An 18,062-nucleotide genomic window follows, 5' to 3' on the forward strand; every position below is an offset into this window, starting at 1 on the left:
GGAAACTGGCATGGCCGCCGGCATCGGACGACGCGGCGGGAGATCTTCCATGAACTCTGAAATCGGAAGCCTGATCCTCCGGCGGGTCGGCATAGCGATGATCACCCTCGTTATCGTGTCGTTCGCCGTATTTTTTACGACCAACCTTTTGCCAGGCGACACGGCCACCATCCTGCTCGGCCAGGCAGCGACGCCGGAAGCAATCGCAGGGCTGCGCCAGGCAATGCACCTCAACGATCCCGCCATCCTGCGCTTCTTCCGTTGGGGCCTCGGCTTTCTGACGGGCGATCTCGGAAAGTCCTATGCCAACAATATGGAGATTTCGACCCTCATCGGTGGTCGCTTCGTCAACACGATGGAACTTGCAGGCCTCACGACGATCATCGCAGTTCCCCTTGCGCTGACGCTTGGCATTACCTCCGCAGTCATGAGGGGAAGGCTTTATGACCGGGTCGTCAGCGTCTTGACCATCGGTGTGATTTCCGTGCCCGAGTTCGTGATCGCCTCTACGGCGGTCCTTGTCTTCGCCGTCTATCTGCGGTGGCTGCCGGCGATTTCCTTCGTCAATGAAATCCACTCCTTTTCCGACATGCTGCGGATGTATGCGATGCCGGTCGTCACGCTGACTTTCGTGGTCTCGGCGCAGATCATTCGCATGACGCGCGCTGCGGTGATCGAGACGCTCGACACACCCTATGTCGAAATGGCGCTATTGAAGGGCGCTTCACGCAGCCGCATGGTCCTGCGCCACGCCTTGCCGAATGCGCTGGGTCCCATCGTCAACGCTCTGGCTCTGTCGCTTTCCTATCTCATTGGCGGCGTGATCATCGTTGAAACGATTTTCAACTATCCGGGCATTGCCAAGCTGATGGTGGATGCGGTCGCAACCCGTGACCTGCCGTTGATCCAGACCTGCGCGGTGATCTTCTGTGCGGGCTACCTGATCCTGATCACCATTGCCGACATCATCGCGATCATTTCCAATCCGAGGCTCCGCAAATGACGCAGATCGCTACATCCAAGCCGTTTCGCCGTTTCGACTATACATTCAGCCCGGTCGGCATGATCGCGTTGGCAGTCATCCTGTTCTGGTCGATTGTGGCCATCTTCGCGCCGCATCTTGTTCCCTATTCGCCCGGCAAGATCGTCGATACCGATTATTTTGGTCCGATCAGCAGCAAACTCTGGCTCGGCTCCGACTATCTGGGGCGCGACATGCTCTCCCGCATCATCATGGGGGCTCGCTACACGCTGGGCGTCGCCCTTGCGGGTGTCCTCATCGCTTCCACGAGCGGCGTCGTGCTCGGCATGGCAGCCGCCGTTCTCGGAGGCTGGTTCGACACGTTACTCAGCCGTTTCATGGATGCCATGCTTTCCATTCCCAGCAAGCTTTTCGGCCTGGTGGTGGTGGCGGCCGTCGGGTCTTCCTTGCCGGCACTCATCCTCACGCTTGCTTTTATCTATGCACCGGGCTCCTTCCGCTTCGCCCGGTCGCTTGCCGTGAACGTCAACACGATGGACTTTATCGCGGTGGCCCGCATCCGGGGGGAGAGCACCCTCTATCTCGTCGGCGCGGAGATCCTGCCCAACATCATCCGTCCGGTTCTGGCAGATTTCGGCATCCGCTTTGTCTTCATCGTGCTGCTGCTCTCCGGCCTCTCCTTCCTCGGGCTCGGCGTTCAGCCACCGCTGGCAGACTGGGGTGCGCTCGTGCATGAGAATATCCAGAGCCTGTCCTATGCCTCGGCGGCTGTCATCGCACCCTCAGTGGCCATTGCCAGCCTGACCATCAGCGTCAATCTGTTGATCGACAATCTGCCGCGCGCCATACGGGATCGGAGTGCCTGACCATGACCAATCTCGTCGAAATCAGAAATCTGCATGTCGAAGCGACGACGGATTCGGGACGCAGGATCGAGATCATCGGCGGCGTCGATCTCGACATCGCCAAGGGTGAGATTGTTGCCCTGATCGGCGAAAGCGGCTCCGGCAAGACGACGATAGCACTCACACTGATGGGCTATGCACGACCCGGCTGCAAGATCACCGGGGGCTCGGTGATGGTTGACGGGAGCGACATGACGGCGCTTTCCGAAAGCCAGCGTCAGCGGATCCGCGGCACGGAGGTTGCCTACGTGCCGCAAAGTGCCGCTGCGGCCTTCAATCCATCGGCGAAAATCATGGATCAGGTCATCGAGGTGACCCGGATCCATGGACTGATGCCGCCAGCCAAGGCGCGCCTGCGCGCCATCGAGCTGTTTCGTGCACTGTCGCTGCCGGACCCCGAAAATATCGGCGACCGCTACCCCCACCAGGTCTCGGGCGGACAGTTGCAGCGTCTTGCCGCCGCCATGGCCCTGATTGGCGATCCCAAGCTGATGATCTTCGATGAACCCACCACCGCGCTGGATGTGACGACGCAGATCGAGGTCCTGAAGGCTTTCAAGTCGGTGATGCGGGCCGGCGGTATTGCCGGCGTCTATGTCTCGCACGATCTCGCGGTTGTCGCCCAGATCGCGGATCGGATCGTCGTCCTGAAAGACGGAGCGGTTCAGGAAACCGGCACCACGCAGGACATCCTGTCGACGCCGAAACATGCCTATACCCAGGAGCTGCTTTCGGCATTCGAGCCCAAGCATTTCGAGTTCTCCGGTCGCAACGAAGCGTCGGCAGCGCCCCTGTTGCGGATCGAGAATGTGTCATCCGGCTACGGCCAGATTCAGGCGGACGGACTTCCCCTCGTTTGCGCCGTCCGCTCGGTGGGGTTCGACCTCCAGAAGGGCCGCAATCTTGGCATTATCGGCGAATCCGGTTGCGGAAAATCGACGCTGGCACGGACGATCGCGGGAATGCTTCCCGCCAGCGCCGGGAAAGTTCTCTTTGCCGGAGAGCAGATGCCGCCCGCCGCGACGAACCGCAGCCGGGAACAATTGCGGCAGATGCAGATCGTCTTCCAGTCCGCAGACACCGCACTCAACCCTGCCAAGCCCATCGAAGACATTATCGGGCGGCCGCTGACCTTCTACCATGGCATGAGCGGCAAGGCCCGCAGCAAGCGGGTCGACGAGATTCTCGACATGGTTCGGCTGCCGAAGTCGCTGCGTTACCGGCATCCGGCGGAACTGTCCGGCGGCCAGAAGCAGCGTGTCAACTTTGCACGCGCGCTAGCCGCAGACCCGAAGCTCATCATCTGCGACGAGATTACCTCGGCTCTCGATACGGTCGTGGCTGCGGCCATCATCGAGCTACTGAAGGAACTGCAGCGCGAACTCGACCTGTCCTATATTTTCATCAGTCACGATCTTTCGGTCGTCAAGGCGATCTGCGACGAAATCGTGGTGATGTATCGCGGGGAAAAGGTGGAGCAGTTGACGCGCGAAGGCATCAAGGCGCCCGTGCATCCCTATTCGAAACTGCTCTTCTCCTCCGTCCCCGAGCTCGATCCGGCATGGCTGGACAATCTGGTTCTGGAGCCGGACCTCATCCGGCAATATGGCGGTCTCTGAGGGACGCTAGAGCGGGAAGAGGCTGGTCAACGGAATATGCGACTTGACGATCGGCGACTTCAGCACGACGAAGCTGAAATATTTGTCGATGCCAACATCCATGTCCGTCAACCGTTCCATGATGATCTGATACTCGCCGATCCCGGCGGTGATGAATTTCACCAGATAGTCGTAGCCGCCGGACACGAGGTGGCATTCGACGACCTGGTCGATCTTGCCGACGACCGTCAGAAACCTGGCGAAATCGACCTGCCGGTGGTTCTTGAGGGTAATTTCCGTGAAGACGGTCAGCGTCTGCCCGAGCTTTCCCAGGTTGATCTGCGCCGAATAGCCCTCGATATATCCCTCTGTCTGCAGCCGCTTGACCCGCATCAGGCATGGGCTCGGCGACAGGTGGACAAGCTCGGCCAATTCGACATTGGTGATGCGACCGTTCTTCTGCATCTCAGAGAGGATCCTGATGTCCGTCCGGTCCAGTTTCATCACGGGTTTGACGCCTTCCTGCTGACTTTGACTGCAGCATAAAATGCCGCAGATATCCGGGCGACCTTACCACACACGCCGCCCAAATCTACAAATTGGTGATTTCAAAACTGAGCAGAAGATGCCGATGGGTGTTTCATCCAGAGGATTTTCTGCCGTGCTACAGATATTTCCGGCAGTGAATGCGTCCGCGGTGCGCCTAGTGTAAGGGGTGAAAACCGGAGATGAATATGCCTGCGCCACTGACGCTGATCGATACCCCATCGGACCTGCCCGACTCTGCTGATGCGGTTGTCATCGGTGGCGGCATCATCGGTGCCTTCGCGGCCTATTACCTCACAAAGCGCGGACTGAAGACGGTCCTCATCGAGAAGGGCCGCATTGGAGCCGAGCAGTCGAGCCGAAACTGGGGCTGGTGCCGGCAACAGAATCGCGACGCCCGCGAATTGCCGATTTCCACCCGGAGCCTCGAGCTCTGGGAGCGCTTTGCGGAAGAGACCGGGGAGGAAACCGGCTTTCGCCGTTGCGGCCTCCTTTATCTCAGCAACAACGAGGCCGAAATTGCAGGCTGGGCTCGCTGGCGCGACTTTGCGAAAACCGTCGGCGTAACCACGCACATGCTCTCAAGCGCTGAGGCCGCGGAGCGGGGCCGAGCCACCGGTAAAAGCTGGAAGGGCGGCGTGTTCTCGTCGACCGACGGGATCGCCGATCCGGCGCAGGCCGCGCCGGCCGTTGCACGCGCCATCGTCAAGTCCGGTGGCACCGTGGTCCAGAACTGCGCCGCGCGCGGCATCGAAACCGAAGCCGGCCGCGTGAGCGCTGTGGTCACGGAACGCGGGACGATCAGGACAAAAACGGCCATTCTTGCCGGCGGGGCGTGGGCTTCGTCCTTTTGCAGACAGCTGGGCATCCGCTTTCCACAAGCCTCCATCCGGTCGTCGATACTGTCGGTCTCGGCAGGGGCGGTCGGCCTTCCCGATGCGCTTCATACTGCGGGCGTCTCGATCACCCGCAGGGGCGATGGCGGCTATACGCTGGCGATCAGCGGGCGCGGCCGTGTCGACGTCACCTCGCAGCAACTGAGGTTCGCGCCGCAATTTCTGCCGATGTTCGTCAAGCGCTGGCGCAACCTTGCGCCCGGCAACCTCGAGGGCATTCGCAGCGGCCACGAGACGCTCGGCAGCTGGCGGCTGGATGAGGTGACACCGATGGAGCGCATGCGGATCCTCGACCCCAGACCGGACGCTTCGACGATCCGCCTGATCCATGCGCGCGCCCTCGAACTGCTGCCAGAATTGAAGAAGACGACAGTGACGGGCTCCTGGGCAGGCTATATAGACTCGACCCCCGACGGCGTCCCGGCGATCGGCGAGGTCACGGGCCTTCCGGGCTTCATTCTGGCCGCCGGCTTCTCCGGCCACGGCTTTGGCATCGGCCCGGGCGCCGGTCACCTCGTGGCGGATATTGCCACAGGCGCAGAGCCATTGGTGCCCGCCAGGCCCTACCATCCGGATCGCTTCTCGGCATCGGCATGGGGCAAGATCGCAGAGTTCTGACGAGCCCTCTGTCGGGAACGCTGGCGCTATCCCCGGAAGCCGGAGGAACCCAGGCAACCGATCGACGAAGAGCGACCGTCACGACAAGAACCGGGGACGGTCGCCGCGTGTGATGATCACCGACAAGCCGCGGTCCTACGGCGCAGCAAAGCGAGAGATCATGCCGGGTGTCGAGCACCGCTCCCACAAAGGGTTGAACAATCGGGCGGAGAATTCTCAACAGCCAGTCCGGCGGCGAGAGCGGATCATGAAGCGCTTCAAGTCACCGCGACATCTACAACGCTTCGTCTCCATTCATGACCCGATAGCCAACCTATTTCAGATCCCACACTACGACATCTCCTCCGGCCACCATCGCGAACTGCGCACGGCGGCGATGAGCCTGTGGGCGAAAATTGCCCGAGCATGACAGATATCTGCGGATGACGTCCTTCTGGCCTGTCATCCGTTAAGTTTACGATGCCCTCCGGTGAGATCGAAGCCTGCCTTTCCGCTTGCGATGTTATAGAGGACAGCCCCACCGATAACGCCGCCGACAACCTGCGCGACGATATAGGGAAGGATCTGATTGGCTGGAAAGCGCCCACCGGCCGCTTCCACGTTACACAGGCTCCAAAACGTAATTTGTATAACGAAACCCGACCATCGCTTGTGCGGCTTCAAGTCGTGTGACCGCCAACGGCATATCCTCCCAGCGTGAGCACTCGATCGGCCATCGCCAGCGTCGAACTCCGATGCGCGATCATGATGCGGGTCATTGACAATTGCTTGATTGCCCCGTTGATCCTCGCTTCATTGTCGCCGTCGAGGTGGCTGGTGGCCTCGTCAAGGTAGAGGATCGAGGGCCGCCGGTAGAGCGCCCGCGCGAGAATGATGCGCTGGCGCTGTCCGCCTGACAGTGTACTCCCCATATCTCCAACCAGCGTCTCAAAACCCATAGGCATGGCGAGGATTTCGTCGTGGATCGCCGCCATGCGCGCGCATTCGGACAGCCAACCAGAGTCGTGGTCCGGATCGAACGCTGCGATGTTATCCGCTATCGAGCCAGCGAACAGGTGGTCGTCTTGCAGGACGCAGCCGATCCGCGCCCGGTAGCTGGCTAGGCTGCCAGGGGTGACTGGGTTACCGTCGATCAGAAGTTGGCCGCCCGTAGGCACAATGAGGCCGGCCATAATCTTCAATAGCGTCGTCTTGCCGGCGCCGGATGGCCCGGCAATGCCGACACACTCCCCGGCAGCGATGGAAAAGCTAACGCCAGGCAGAACGTCTCGCTCGTTTTCGGCATAGCAGAACCGGATGCGCCTTGCCTCGACATTGCTGGCGTGGAATGCGGTTCGGTTCGGTGACAGCTGCAGTATCGGTGCAAGCGCTTGCGTCTCCGGCTCGGCCAAGGCGATATCGGCGATGCGTTCGCCGTGCATCGATAACATGACGAACTGGACCACTGCACCGATGAAACTGTCGACCCGGCCCGCGAACTGGTCCTTGTAGGCCAGGAACGCGACTAACATTCCGACGCTTAGATTGTCGGCCATGATCGCTCGCGCGCCGAAGTAGATGATGATAAGCCGGTCTAGCCCGAACAAGCCCGTCGAGGCTGCGTTGAACAGTACCTGCATTTTTTGCACCCGCAGATCTGCGTTGATCCGATCCACCAGGTAGTTGACCCACACGCCTCGCCGGCGGGCTTCCAGGTTCAATGCCTTGAGGCTCGCGATACCCCTTGCACTCTCCATGAAATGGCTTTGCTCCTGCGCGGCGTGAATGATCGCCTCCTCCGAGCAGGCCCGGAACGGCCGGTAGACGAGGGTTTGAAGCGCGGCGTAGATCGCCGTGCTTAGCAAGGCAATCGCCAGCAGCCAGCCGCCATAGAGCCACATCATCAGCACGAGAACGACCGCCATCACGCCGTTGAGAAAGGCGGTGATGGCGTCAACCGTCAAGGTGCGCTGCACCACGTCGAACGAGCCGAAGCGCGAGACGATATCACCTACGTGGCGCTTTTCAAAGAAGCTGAGTGGCAGCCGCATCAACTGGTCGAACAGGCTCACTTTCCATTGCAGAGCGAGGCTGGACCCGACAAGCATTGTAATCCAGCTGCGAGCCAGCGTAGTCACCACCTGCAAAGTGAGCAACAAACCAAGCGCGAGCACGATCAAGGTCAGGAGGTCGTAGTCGGCCGCGACGACCACTTCGTCCAAAATCAGCTGAAATCCGATCGGAGCCGCCACCAAGGCCATCTCCAGCAAACAGGAGATCGCCAGGACCTGCACGGCGGCCTTTCCGATTCCGCGCGTGCGGCGCAACAGATCGAGAATGCGAACCTGCTCGCGCTCATCGCGCTTCTCGAAGCTCTCCCCGGGCCATGCCTCCAGGGCGACGCCAGTGAAACTCTCCGAGAAGGCTTTCATAGAGAGGCTTCGTCGGCCGATTGCGGGATCATGGACGACGACTGACTTGGCGCCAACCTTCGTCAACACCACGAAGTGATTGTGGTTCCAGTGAAGGATGCATGGAAGCCGAAGTTGCGCAAGATCGTCCAGCTCGAGGCGGACCGCTCTTGTCGCCAAGCCCAGACCTGAACCGACCTCGGTAAGATCCCGCAGCGTCAATCCTTTAAGAGAAATCGCCATGCGGCGGCGGATACCGGCGATTCCCGTCTGCCGTCCGTGAAAGCCACTGACCATCGCCATGCAGGCCAAGCCGCATTCCGCGGCCTCTGATTGCAGAACGACCGGTACCGCCTTCCAGAAGCTGCCTGACAAGCGCCCAGCTATCGACTGTACGGCTTCGATCATGCGCCGTTGCCGCCGGCGCTGACCGAGCCGCGCAGCCCGTAGATGGGTTCCAACAGCCATTGGTAGAGAGGCCGCGTCTCGGCCAGGATATGCGCCTCCACCTGCATGCCAGCCTGCAACGGTTCTTGGCGGCCGTAGGCGTTGACGAATGACTCCTTCGGCGTGACGGTGATGCGGTAAAGGGACGGCGAGCTTGCGGCGTCGAAACCACCGCCGGCGTTGAGCAGCGCCACTTCTTCCGGTCGTAGGGTCGCCCGTGAGATGAGTTCCACACTCCCGGCGTATTGCCCAAACTTCTGGTAAGGAAAAGCGGCGTAGCGCAGCAGCACGTCTGATCCTTTGCGAACGAAGCCGATGGCGTTCGTCGGCGCGAGCAGCTGGGCTACCAATGGTTGATCGGATGGGACAATCGTCAAAAGCGGCGTGCCCGCATTAACAGTCTGCCCGACCAGTGAGATGATGCCCGTGATGGTACCGTCCCGCGGCGCGGTGATGCGCACCTCCCGCTGTGACTCCGCTTTGCCGATCTCCTGATCGACTTCGAGGATCTGTTGCCGGATAGCAGAGGTTTTCTCCGCCGTCTCCAGATCGAAGGCCGACAGTTCGCCATTCAGGTCCTCATGCCGCGCCTTAAGCTGGATTGTTTCGCGGCGAAGCGCTTCTAGCTGCATCCTGCTGGCGTTGTAGGCCTGTAGGCGATCCTCGTACTGCGTCATAGTGGTGATGCCCTTAGCCATAAGATCCTGCTGGCGCTTCGCAAAACCCTTCATTTCCTCCGTAATCTGTTCCAACAAGCTGACCTGCGCCCCAACTTGGTCCAGCTCGCTCGCGACACTGCCGACCTGCTCAATGAGGCGGCGCTTATTCGCCTCGGCCAGATCCCCCTGGCGCTGCAGCGTCTCGACCAATTCACGCCGACGATCGCGAAGTGCAGCTACGATTCCGCCGTTGGTGTCGCCTAGCGACGTGGTGCTGTCCAGACCAAGGACGTACAGGAGGTCACCTGCTCGGACGGTCTGGCCGTCGTGCACAAACAAATTCTCTACCCGGCCGGGCTGGGAGGCGACCAGGCGCGTCAATCCTTGCACCGGAAGCATAACGCCACTCACGCGCACCCGACGCGTATATTCGCCGAACGTCAGGAACAACAGTGCCGCGGCGACGAACGACAGGCTGAAGGCTACCACCCCCCATCGTGATAACGGGCTGACAATTGTCGGCCGACCGAGCCACGCCATGCGCCGGGCCGTAAGCGATTCTTCGCGAAAAAGAGGGGATTTATTGTTCATTCAATGAAATGGGCGGCGTCCGCGAACCCCGCCCAACTTCCTATATCTAATCATGTGGAACCCATTGTCGGAGCTGGCCATGCTCGTGCTGGAGCTAGCTACAGTGCAAGCCAAGGCGTTATTCCACTTACCGTCAGAAACATGCGCTTCTTTCGTTTCATAACGGCTAAGCGGAGACGCTGTCCCGCAATGACCGCAAGCTCCCAGTAAATGGGCGTTGCTCTGCGCCGAAAAGCGCCAGCAGTTAGTGGGGCTGGTAGCCGTTGTAGTAGACGGTACTAGATCTTTGGCCAGTCTGGTTGTTCACGCAATCTACTCGTGTCGCTTTTCCTTGGGCATTGGTAGTAACTGTGCAAGTGTATGTGTCGCCACCGCCAACCGCCGTCATTTCATTCGCACTCAATTCACGAATTGAACTTGCCATTGATCTTCTCCTATGTTTGAGACGTTAAAATATATCTGACATCCGGCGGATCAGCCATCAAGCAAAGACCCGCCAGTTACTGTCGATGCTGCCACGTCGGACAGCACGAACAGATAGATCTTATTATTCGAGACCGACAGGGATCCGCAATAATACACCTGTACTAGTTGTGCCCGTGCGTATGCATTTTGTCTTGCGCTGAGCGAATAGGAAGTGGATTTATGCAACCGCATGCGTTGAGAAGCAGAGATGTTGACTTTCAATCCATCAATCGCGCGCCCCGCCGAAATTTGCGATCACCTTCGTTACAACACTCGGCAGCTCGCGGTCAGTTCCGGCTGGAGCGAAATGATAGTGCGCCGGGCGTCGCTGGCTAATCGCTCATCCCTGATGATCCGTGGACGGCGGTTGCCCCACGACCAGTAACGAGTGCAGCTCCGGATCTCACCTAATTCACTTTTCCTTCGCTCCGCTGGAGTCTTTCTGCCGGGTGCTAGTCCATCAGTACTACTGGGCATCTCTCTTCCTACGTGCGAAGGACGCATTGCTTTTAAATCATCAGGATGGAAATCTAGAAAGGGAAGAGATGCTGCGAAACGCTATTTTAGGAGTTTTAATACTCGTCGTTGTTGGGGGATTGACGTCATGCCAAACGGCTCAAGAATCCGCAACTAGCGCTCAGATGACATGCAGTGCACAGGGTCTAAAAGCCGGTACGAAGCGATACGAAAAATGCGTGAGCGCTACATACCAGAGTAACCGGCAACAGTCCCAGCAAGCGGAGAATAACGCCGTCGCCGGGGCCGCTCTGGGTGTCGTAGGCGGAACTGTGCTTGGCGCTTCCTTAGACAACCACCACTACTACTATCGCCGTTGCGGACCATGGGGCTGTTATTAAGCGAGTGGGGCAAATAGCTGAGGCGCAGGGTTCGCAAAGAAGCGAAATCAACAAATACGGTGGCGACAGGACGTTTATCGCCACCGGTTATGGCCAGACGGCTTATTGAGAATAGCAATTGTGCGCTTGGCGGAAACTGCGATATCTGCCTAGAAATCGTCAAATTGCCTGTGTGCTTGCCACCTCCAGAACTGAACCGGCGCACCCTAGTGGCTTGGTGCTTACTCTGTCGAGCGCTGCATAGATCGGTGCGATCTCGCTTGAACTGCCTGGGCAAGCAGGATAGAGCGCAACTCGGCTGGCCGCACTGGTTTGACCAGGACGGGAACCTCGGGCAAGTCTAAGTCTTCGCGTACGCGTTCCTGGTCATGCCCACTCAATACAACCGATGGCACCGGTCGGCCCGCCAGGCGCCGGACCTGGTCAATGCACTCTTTGCCGGTAACGCCGTTGCCAAGATCGAAGTCGGTGATAAGAAGGTCCGGCTCTGACAGCTTCAGTGGCGGAGCAAGCTCCGCCTGAACGTCGCAGCCCCATTTACGGAGGAGGATCGCCGTCGCTGTTAGGACGGTCTCGTCGTCATCGACCAGCAATACGCGTAACCCGTGCTCGAGGCCGGGAGAAATTGCCGACGAAGCGCGAGGCAAGGGTATTGGATCGGTAGAGATCGGCAAGTTCGATAGCGTGATACAGGTGCCGCGGCCAATCACAGAGCGAAGTGCAACGTCGATGTTTAGAACGTTGCCGAGCCTGCGCACGATGGCCAGTCCTAGCCCCACCCCTTCGACGTCTTTGTCGCCGCGTCGACGAACCTGGTGGAATTCCTCAAACACCTTTGCCCGATGTCCTTCCGGGATCCCTGGACCGCGGTCAAAGACCTGAACGGCAAGTGTATCGCGGCGGCGCCGGCAAGCGATCAAGATCTCTTTCCCAGGAGCGTACTTGACGGCATTGTTCACGATGTTCTGCAGCATTGTGGCGAACAGGGCTCGATCTGTCTTCACGATGACATCGCAGGCGATAGCTCGCAGTTTGGTGCCGTCGACTTGAGCTGCTTCCTTGTTCTGGTGAAGAATTTCTTCAAGAATCTCGCTGATTGCCACGGGCTTAATGGCAGGGCGGACTCTGCCGCTGTCGAGTGTGGAGATATCCAGAAGCGATTTGAACAATCGCGATACGCTCTGCAGGGAGCGATCGATATTGTCCACCATTTTCAGTTCTTCGGCGCGCAGCTGTGCATCGCGCAAACAGGCAGTAAACAGGCTGATTGCGTGCACCGGCTGCCGCAGATCGTGGCTGGCCTGGGCCAAAAATCGGGACTTTGAGATACTCGCTTCTTGCGCTCGTTCGTAGGCAAGCTCCAAGCGTTTCAGCATCATATAAATGTAGGTTGGCACAAGGATCATGCCGCTGGCCAAGGTAAGAACCATGAAGAGGTTGTTCCGCCAATAGTCGTTGAAATAGGTCACGACCGCGAGCGATATGAGCGCCTCTCCGGTAGAGATCTTCATCGACTTAGGACCATAAGTAATCCCGTTGGCGACCACCATCCGCTGCATCACAGTGTAGAGTAGGAGAAATGGCGCGCCCCCGACCGCCATCATGTAAGTCATGCCGCTGATGTCTAATATCGTCATGACGTAGTGCCGAGGGTGACTTTCGCCTGGTCTTCGCCGGATCCACAGAAGCAGGCCGCACGAGGTGATGAAGTGGACTGTCACAACGCAGGCAATGAAAAGCCCGCTGGGTAAAGGGTAGCCCCTATATGTCTGGGCGAGGATGTAGGCACATATGCAGCCGATCACCGCGGCTCGTGTTGCCGCATGGCGTTGTTCGCTTTTGTAGCCTTCATGCCTGTTCGCTTCCGCGCTCAGCATCTATTCCCCTCCAATGTCCAAGAGGCCTTCGCTGATCCCCTTGGAAACAGCGGCGGCTCGCGTCGAAACGCCGAGGGCGCGAAGCATGGCCGAAACATGGATTCGCACGGTGAATGGAGATATCGACAGAGCTACGGCGATTTCCTTGTTGCTCTTGCCCTCGGCCACGAGCCGCAGGACTTCTGTCTGCCGATCACTCAAGCGGAATGGCGACCTTTCGTTGATGGCGTCGGCCAAAGGTAAGCGGATAACGACGTCACCCTGCCTAGCCGCCACTATGGCGCGGCACAACTCGTGGCCCGCCACAGACTTGTGTACGAAGCCATTGATGCCATAAGATAGCAACGTCTGCACTGTGTTTGGGTCATCTGCCATCGACACCACAATTATTGCTGCGCAATCGAATTCCCGCCGCAAGGCTTCCAGCTCGGAACGGATTTTCTTGTGTGAAAACGTCAGGTCGAGTATGAACATACTCGGCGGCGTTGGCGCCGCCCGGGCAAAATCCCGGGCTTCCTCGAAAGTACCAAGACCGTGCACTTCGGCATCAGGCAACAGGCCACGAATTAGTGAGCAGACACCATCACGGAAGACGGGATGGTCATCTGCAACTATTATGCATTCTAGAGCCAACTGGCCACCTCCTTGCTGTTCTTGGAACCCTTCATTAACAGCCAAAACCGTCATGAACACTAGCACGACTGTGCTAGTGATGCAGCTTAAGGAGAGCAGGGCCCCTTCGTCGGGTTTGAGCCTGCTTTCACTTTCTATAGCCCGGTAAGGCATCGTAAACTTAACGGATGACAGGCCAGCGAAGGACGTCATCCGCAGATATCTGTCATGCTCGGGCAATTTTCGCCCACAGGCTCATCGCCGCCATGCGCAGTTCGCGATGGTGGCCGGAGGAGATGCCGTGGCGTGGGATTTGAAATAGGTTGGCAATCGGGTCATGAATGGAGACGAAGCGTTGTAGATGTCACTCTGACTTGAAGCGCTTCATGATCCGCTCTCGCCGCCGAACTAGCTGGTGAGAATTCTCCGCCCGATTGTTCAACCCTTTGTGGGAGCGGTGCTCGACAGCCGGCATGATCTCACGCTTTGCTGTGTCGTAGGACCGCAGCTTGTCGGTGATCATCCCACGCGGCGACCGTCCCTGACCCTTCAAGAGCTTACGCATCAGGCGCTTGGCCGCCTTTGTATTTCCGCGGCTTTGTACGATAACCTCCAAGACGAAACCGTCCTAATCTACAGCGCCCCACAGCCAATGCGTCTTGCCACGGATTGAAGCGACGGCCTCGTCGAGGTGCCACTTATCCCCAAGCCGACCCGATGATCGACGACGGATCTCGTTAGCAAAGGTGCGGCCGAATTTCTCCACCCATAGCCTGACGGTCTGATGAGAGACAATGATCCCAGGGCCGCCAGCAAGTCCTCGACCGTTCGCAAGCTCAGAGGGAAACGGAAATAGAGCCACACAGCGTGGGCAATCACTTCAGCGGGGAAGCGATGGCGGCGATAGAGTGGATCACGCTCTGTCATGGCGCACATCGAATTACACATTCCGTTGAGTTGACGATGCCATTATACCCGCTCTCCGATTTCCCGAGCCAGCTCTATTTGAGGTGCCCGGCACGAGCACTGGTTGCCGATAAGCCACAGCGCCCGCCTCAGGAAAGTCATATTTGCCTTTTTCCGGCAACGCCGTCTTGCCCACTCCGCGTCACTTGATAGTTATCAATTACGCGAATCTATCAAAGGCGACGTCATGCGGAAGCTTGCACCTCTTTTTATGCTGCTGATTTTGTCCGCCTGTGCACAGCCCTCGGATGGACCGCGGGCCGGGGGCTTCTACAGCGCCAAGGACCCGCGCACCAACCAGTCGATCCCGGTGACCAGACTTGCGGATGCACCGATGTCGCCGCTGATGACGGCGCCGCTGTCCTATGCATCCGGTGACCAAGGACTAAGCCAGCTGCATTCCGGCGGTCTCAGCGACACGAAATTGCGCCGGGGCGATGTCATCGACGTCACGATCCTCGATACCGGCGAAGACGGCCTGTTCTCCTCGACCCAGAGCAAGACCCTCAACCTCGGACGCTTCACCGTCGATTCGGCTGGGACCGTCACGCTTCCCTTCGTCGGGAGGCAGCGGGTCGTGGATTCGTCGCCCGACGCATTGCGATCGCGCATCGTCAAAGGCCTGAAGGGGTCGGCCGTCAATCCGCAGGCGGTGGTGACCGTGGTGGACAAGCCAAGCAGCGCCTTCACCGTGAATGGCGACGTGCGTTCGGCCGGTCGTTTCCCGCTCACCGCTCGCAAGGAGCGGGTGCTCGACGCGGTGGCCCTTGCCGGCGGCGCCTCGTCCGCTCCGAGTTCCACCAGCGTCACGGTCATTCGTGGCACGCAACGCGCCACGGCGCCGCTGCAGCGCGTCCTCGACGACAACCGCCAGAACATCTACCTGCTGCCCGACGATCAGGTCGTTGTCGGCAAGGATGCACCGAGCTTCACTGCATTCGGCGCCTTCAAGAGTGTCGGCGAATTCGAATTCGAGCTGGGCAAGCTGACCCTGATGCAGGCCTTCAGCCGTGCCGGCGGATTGCTGGACGACCGTGCCGACGCCAGCAATTTCTATGTCGTTCGCAATCAGCAAGTCTACGGCTCTTCGGTCGGCGCTACCACAAAGCCCGCCATCTATCGCGTCGACATGAAGGATGTTGCCAACCTGGCGCTGATGCAACGTTTCCAGATTCTGAACGGCGATATCCTCTACGCCAGCAATTCCGGCAGCGTGGATTTCGCCAAGCTCTTCACCATCTACCAGAAGAGCGCGCCCTCAGCGGCCGCACCACTGCCCGGCGGTAAGTGAAACCGCAGATTTGCGAGCCGAGATAGCCCTAGCTGGGCCGGACGTTCAAACCCGAAAGCCGCCAAGGAGAGCCTGGGCGGCTTTTGCATTTTCAGGGCGCATCTCCGGTCTCTGGTGAGACAGGGTGGTTGCCAATAACCGGAGTGTCGAGATTGCGCTACAGCCGTGCGAGTGTTGGTCGCAACGATCGAGGAGAACAGACAGCAACCGACCGGCGGCATAGAGGTCCGAACGGCCATCGAGCGGTTCGCTGGCGATCTGCTCGGGTGCGGCGAACTCCGGCTGTCCTGCGAAGCTGAGATCGAGGTCGGATTGGCGAAGGCCGGTGGCCACGGCAACGCCGAAGTCTGCAAGCCGGGCCTGCCCCGCTCGGTCCTCGTCGATCAGCAGGTTGCCAGGCGAAATGTCGCAATGGACCCAGCCCGCGTCGTGCAGGCCTGATAGAGCCGAGAGCAGCGCCGCCATGACGGCATGGATATCGGCGAGCGAAATCGGGCCCTTCCGGAGGTGTTCGGCAAGGCTCCGGCCGCTCCATTCGAACACCAGGGCGGGGCGCCCATCCGCAAGGCGCAGCAGCGCCTGCGTTGCGACGATGTGGGGATGCCTGAGGGCCAGCCCGATCGCTGCTTCGTGCAAGAGCAATCGGCTGGCGACGGGATCGCCGGCCTGCTGCGCCGTCAGCGTCTTGATTGCATGATAGGTGCCGAGATCGCGGTGGCGGGCGCGGTGGACTTCCGTCGATGTCCCCGCGTGGATCCGCTCTTCGAGCACAAATGTGTTGGCGACAACCGTTTCCGGTTCTTGCGAGAGACGTGCCTCGCCGCGGTCCAGCGCTGCCCTTATCTGGTCGACGAGGAGCCTTCTTTCGTCGGCCGACCGGGACCGCTCGCCGTCCCTCGACAAGGTTTGCACGAGCGCGGAAAATTGGCGTTGCACCGCGCTGAAGCCCGGTGGCGGAGAGGCGCTAGCCATTCTTCACGCCGACGTCGATCACGATGGCGCTGAAATTCTCGCGGCAATCGGCGATCAGCGCTTCCTGTCCCAGAACCTCGGCAGCGTCATCGAGCGCTGTCGAGATCAGCAGTTCGGCAATGCTGCGTTCCGAAAGCACGCGGCAAAGCGGGTTGCTGCAGAGCAGCAGCCGGTCGCCGGGATGGATGGTGTCGGTGACGACCTCAGGACTGAACTGGCCGGCGCGACCGACATAGCGCGACAGGCCCCGTTTCAGTCCGACGTCGAGATGGTCGCGGGTGAGGCAGCGCATCATCCCGTCGCGGATGAGGTAGCACCTCACGTCGCCGGCCCAGATCAAGGCGAAGCTTTGTCCATGCCTCGCGAGAACCGCAACGGCGGCGCCCGGCGGGTCGCGTTCGAACGACATCTTCACCGCCTGGACAAGGCCGTGCGCGCGGCCGAGCTTGCCTTTGACGTCCCGCACGACGTCGTCGATTGTCTCTTGCGGGTTGGTCTCGTCCAGCGCTGCAACGGTTATCCTGGCCGCTTCTCCCGCCATGTGGCCGTCTCCGATCCCGTCGGCCAGGGCAAACAGCCCCCGGTCCGCTGCGATCAGCATGCTGTCCGCATTCACCGAAAGCCGTGTCCCGGGGTGGGATACCTCGCTGTGGGTGAAGCTCAACGACGGCGCCGGCTTTTTGGGAGGCGGAGGCGGGGCGGCAGCGGGCTTGGCGATCGACGCCGTCGCAGGCTGCGGCTGGGTTGGCGTGGCAGACGGGCGGCTGGGCGGAGCGTCATCCGGGAGCAGTTTCAGGAGATCGTCGGGCTGTGGTGCAGCGGATGTGCGGAAGCCGACAAGACGTCGGTCATCGCCTCTGCGCCACCAGAGGGTTCCCGTTGTGCGCGGTCCTGCCTCTGGTTCGAGGTCGCCGGGGTGGGGCCTTCGCAACCGTTTGAGGCCTGCGGTGAACTCCTTGATGTCGAAGTCTCGGCGGCTGGAGCTTTCGGCAATCCCTTCCGCAGCGGTAAACCAGCTGTCGTCGAGGCAGACGCGACGCGGATCGCCGCTGAAGCCCGGGACAGGGGCGACCACGACGAGCGGAAAGCTGCGTCCCACACGGTCGAGGCTCGGCACGACGACACCGGCAAGCGTCGCCGGACCCCATTGGCCGCGCTCGATCACGAAGCGCCATGCGGGCATCGCCCTGAACCGTGCTTCCCAGTCTATGGGAAAAGACTGTTGCACACGTTGCAGGCCGGCCTGCAGCCACACCTGAAGGAAATCCTGCAAGCCACGCGAGAGCGAGGTCGAGACGAAATCACCGTGGCTGGGCACCTTTCCGAAGAAGCCGATCTTTTCGGCGTCCGTTGTGGTGAGGCGGAGGGCTGCTCGGTCGTTCATATCGGT

12 protein-coding genes and 3 pseudogenes are annotated in these 18,062 nt (G+C 59.9%); 6 read left to right on the top strand and 9 right to left on the bottom strand.

All coding sequences use genetic code 11. The annotated features are described in order from the left end of the window. Positions 1–49 precede the first annotated feature (49 nt). From VH564_RS23155 to VH564_RS23165, 3 genes are read left to right on the top strand one after another with little or no spacing between them, the layout of a single operon-like run. Positions 50–1,003: an ABC transporter permease gene (locus tag VH564_RS23155; RefSeq protein ID WP_423342209.1), complete on the top strand. Its 954-nt coding sequence runs from the start codon at positions 50–52 to the stop codon at positions 1,001–1,003. Beyond that, positions 1,000–1,848, top strand: a complete 849-nt coding sequence (locus VH564_RS23160) for an ABC transporter permease (RefSeq protein ID WP_423342210.1) — start codon at positions 1,000–1,002, stop codon at positions 1,846–1,848. The genes VH564_RS23155 and VH564_RS23160 overlap by 4 nt, the downstream gene beginning before the upstream one ends. A gap of 2 nt (positions 1,849–1,850) precedes the next feature. After that, a complete protein-coding gene (locus VH564_RS23165; protein WP_423342211.1) occupies positions 1,851–3,506 on the top strand; it encodes an ABC transporter ATP-binding protein in 1,656 nt (551 codons plus the stop codon). A 6-nt stretch (positions 3,507–3,512) separates the two neighbouring features. On the opposite strand, the gene VH564_RS23170 is transcribed toward VH564_RS23165, so the two are convergent. Further along, positions 3,513–3,989 carry an Lrp/AsnC family transcriptional regulator gene (locus tag VH564_RS23170; RefSeq protein ID WP_423342247.1) on the bottom strand — a complete coding sequence of 159 codons (477 nt, stop codon included), beginning with the start codon at positions 3,987–3,989 and terminating at the stop codon, positions 3,513–3,515. 230 nt (positions 3,990–4,219) lie between these two features. On the opposite strand from VH564_RS23170, the gene VH564_RS23175 reads away from it, so the two are divergent. Both VH564_RS23175 and VH564_RS23180 read left to right on the top strand, forming a co-directional pair. Continuing rightward, positions 4,220–5,545, top strand: coding sequence for an NAD(P)/FAD-dependent oxidoreductase (locus VH564_RS23175; RefSeq protein ID WP_423342212.1), 1,326 nt, complete (start codon positions 4,220–4,222; stop codon positions 5,543–5,545). 85 nt (positions 5,546–5,630) lie between these two features. After that, a pseudogene (locus tag VH564_RS23180) lies at positions 5,631–5,954 on the top strand (DDE-type integrase/transposase/recombinase); the annotation flags it as partial. 53 nt (positions 5,955–6,007) lie between these two features. On the opposite strand, the pseudogene VH564_RS23185 reads toward VH564_RS23180, so the two are convergent. From VH564_RS23185 to VH564_RS23210, 6 genes and pseudogenes are all read right to left on the bottom strand, one after another. Beyond that, positions 6,008–6,139: pseudogene (locus VH564_RS23185) on the bottom strand (aquaporin); the annotation flags it as partial. 65 nt (positions 6,140–6,204) lie between these two features. Then, positions 6,205–8,343: a peptidase domain-containing ABC transporter gene (locus VH564_RS23190; protein ID WP_423342213.1), complete on the bottom strand. Its 2,139-nt coding sequence runs from the start codon at positions 8,341–8,343 to the stop codon at positions 6,205–6,207. Continuing rightward, a complete protein-coding gene (locus VH564_RS23195; RefSeq protein WP_423342214.1) occupies positions 8,340–9,530 on the bottom strand; it encodes an HlyD family secretion protein in 1,191 nt (396 codons plus the stop codon). Before VH564_RS23195 ends, VH564_RS23190 begins: the two co-directional genes overlap by 4 nt. Before the next feature lie 1,645 nt (positions 9,531–11,175). Further along, entirely contained in the window at positions 11,176–12,831 is a 1,656-nt protein-coding gene (locus VH564_RS23200; protein ID WP_423342215.1) for a hybrid sensor histidine kinase/response regulator, read from the bottom strand. Further along, positions 12,832–13,656, bottom strand: coding sequence for a LuxR C-terminal-related transcriptional regulator (locus VH564_RS23205; RefSeq protein ID WP_423342216.1), 825 nt, complete (start codon positions 13,654–13,656; stop codon positions 12,832–12,834). Between the two features lie 13 nt (positions 13,657–13,669). Next, positions 13,670–14,370: pseudogene (locus tag VH564_RS23210) on the bottom strand (IS6 family transposase). A 226-nt stretch (positions 14,371–14,596) separates the two neighbouring features. Between VH564_RS23210 and VH564_RS23215 the strand changes: the two are divergent. Then, positions 14,597–15,700 carry a polysaccharide biosynthesis/export family protein gene (locus tag VH564_RS23215; RefSeq protein WP_423342217.1) on the top strand — a complete coding sequence of 368 codons (1,104 nt, stop codon included), beginning with the start codon at positions 14,597–14,599 and terminating at the stop codon, positions 15,698–15,700. Positions 15,701–15,745: 45 nt separating this feature from the next. Here VH564_RS23215 and VH564_RS23220 read toward each other — a convergent pair whose 3' ends face one another. Together VH564_RS23220 and tagF are read right to left on the bottom strand one after the other, a co-directional pair. Continuing rightward, the gene (locus tag VH564_RS23220; protein ID WP_423342218.1) at positions 15,746–16,672 is read right to left on the bottom strand and encodes a serine/threonine-protein kinase; all 927 of its coding nucleotides are present in this window, start codon (positions 16,670–16,672) and stop codon (positions 15,746–15,748) included. Then, a complete protein-coding gene (gene tagF, locus VH564_RS23225) occupies positions 16,665–18,056 on the bottom strand; it encodes a type VI secretion system-associated protein TagF (protein WP_423342219.1) in 1,392 nt (463 codons plus the stop codon). The genes VH564_RS23220 and tagF overlap by 8 nt, the downstream gene beginning before the upstream one ends. Positions 18,057–18,062 lie beyond the last annotated feature (6 nt).

This window comes from Rhizobium sp. HT1-10 (assembly GCF_049472505.1).
Classification (GTDB): domain Bacteria; phylum Pseudomonadota; class Alphaproteobacteria; order Rhizobiales; family Rhizobiaceae; genus Rhizobium.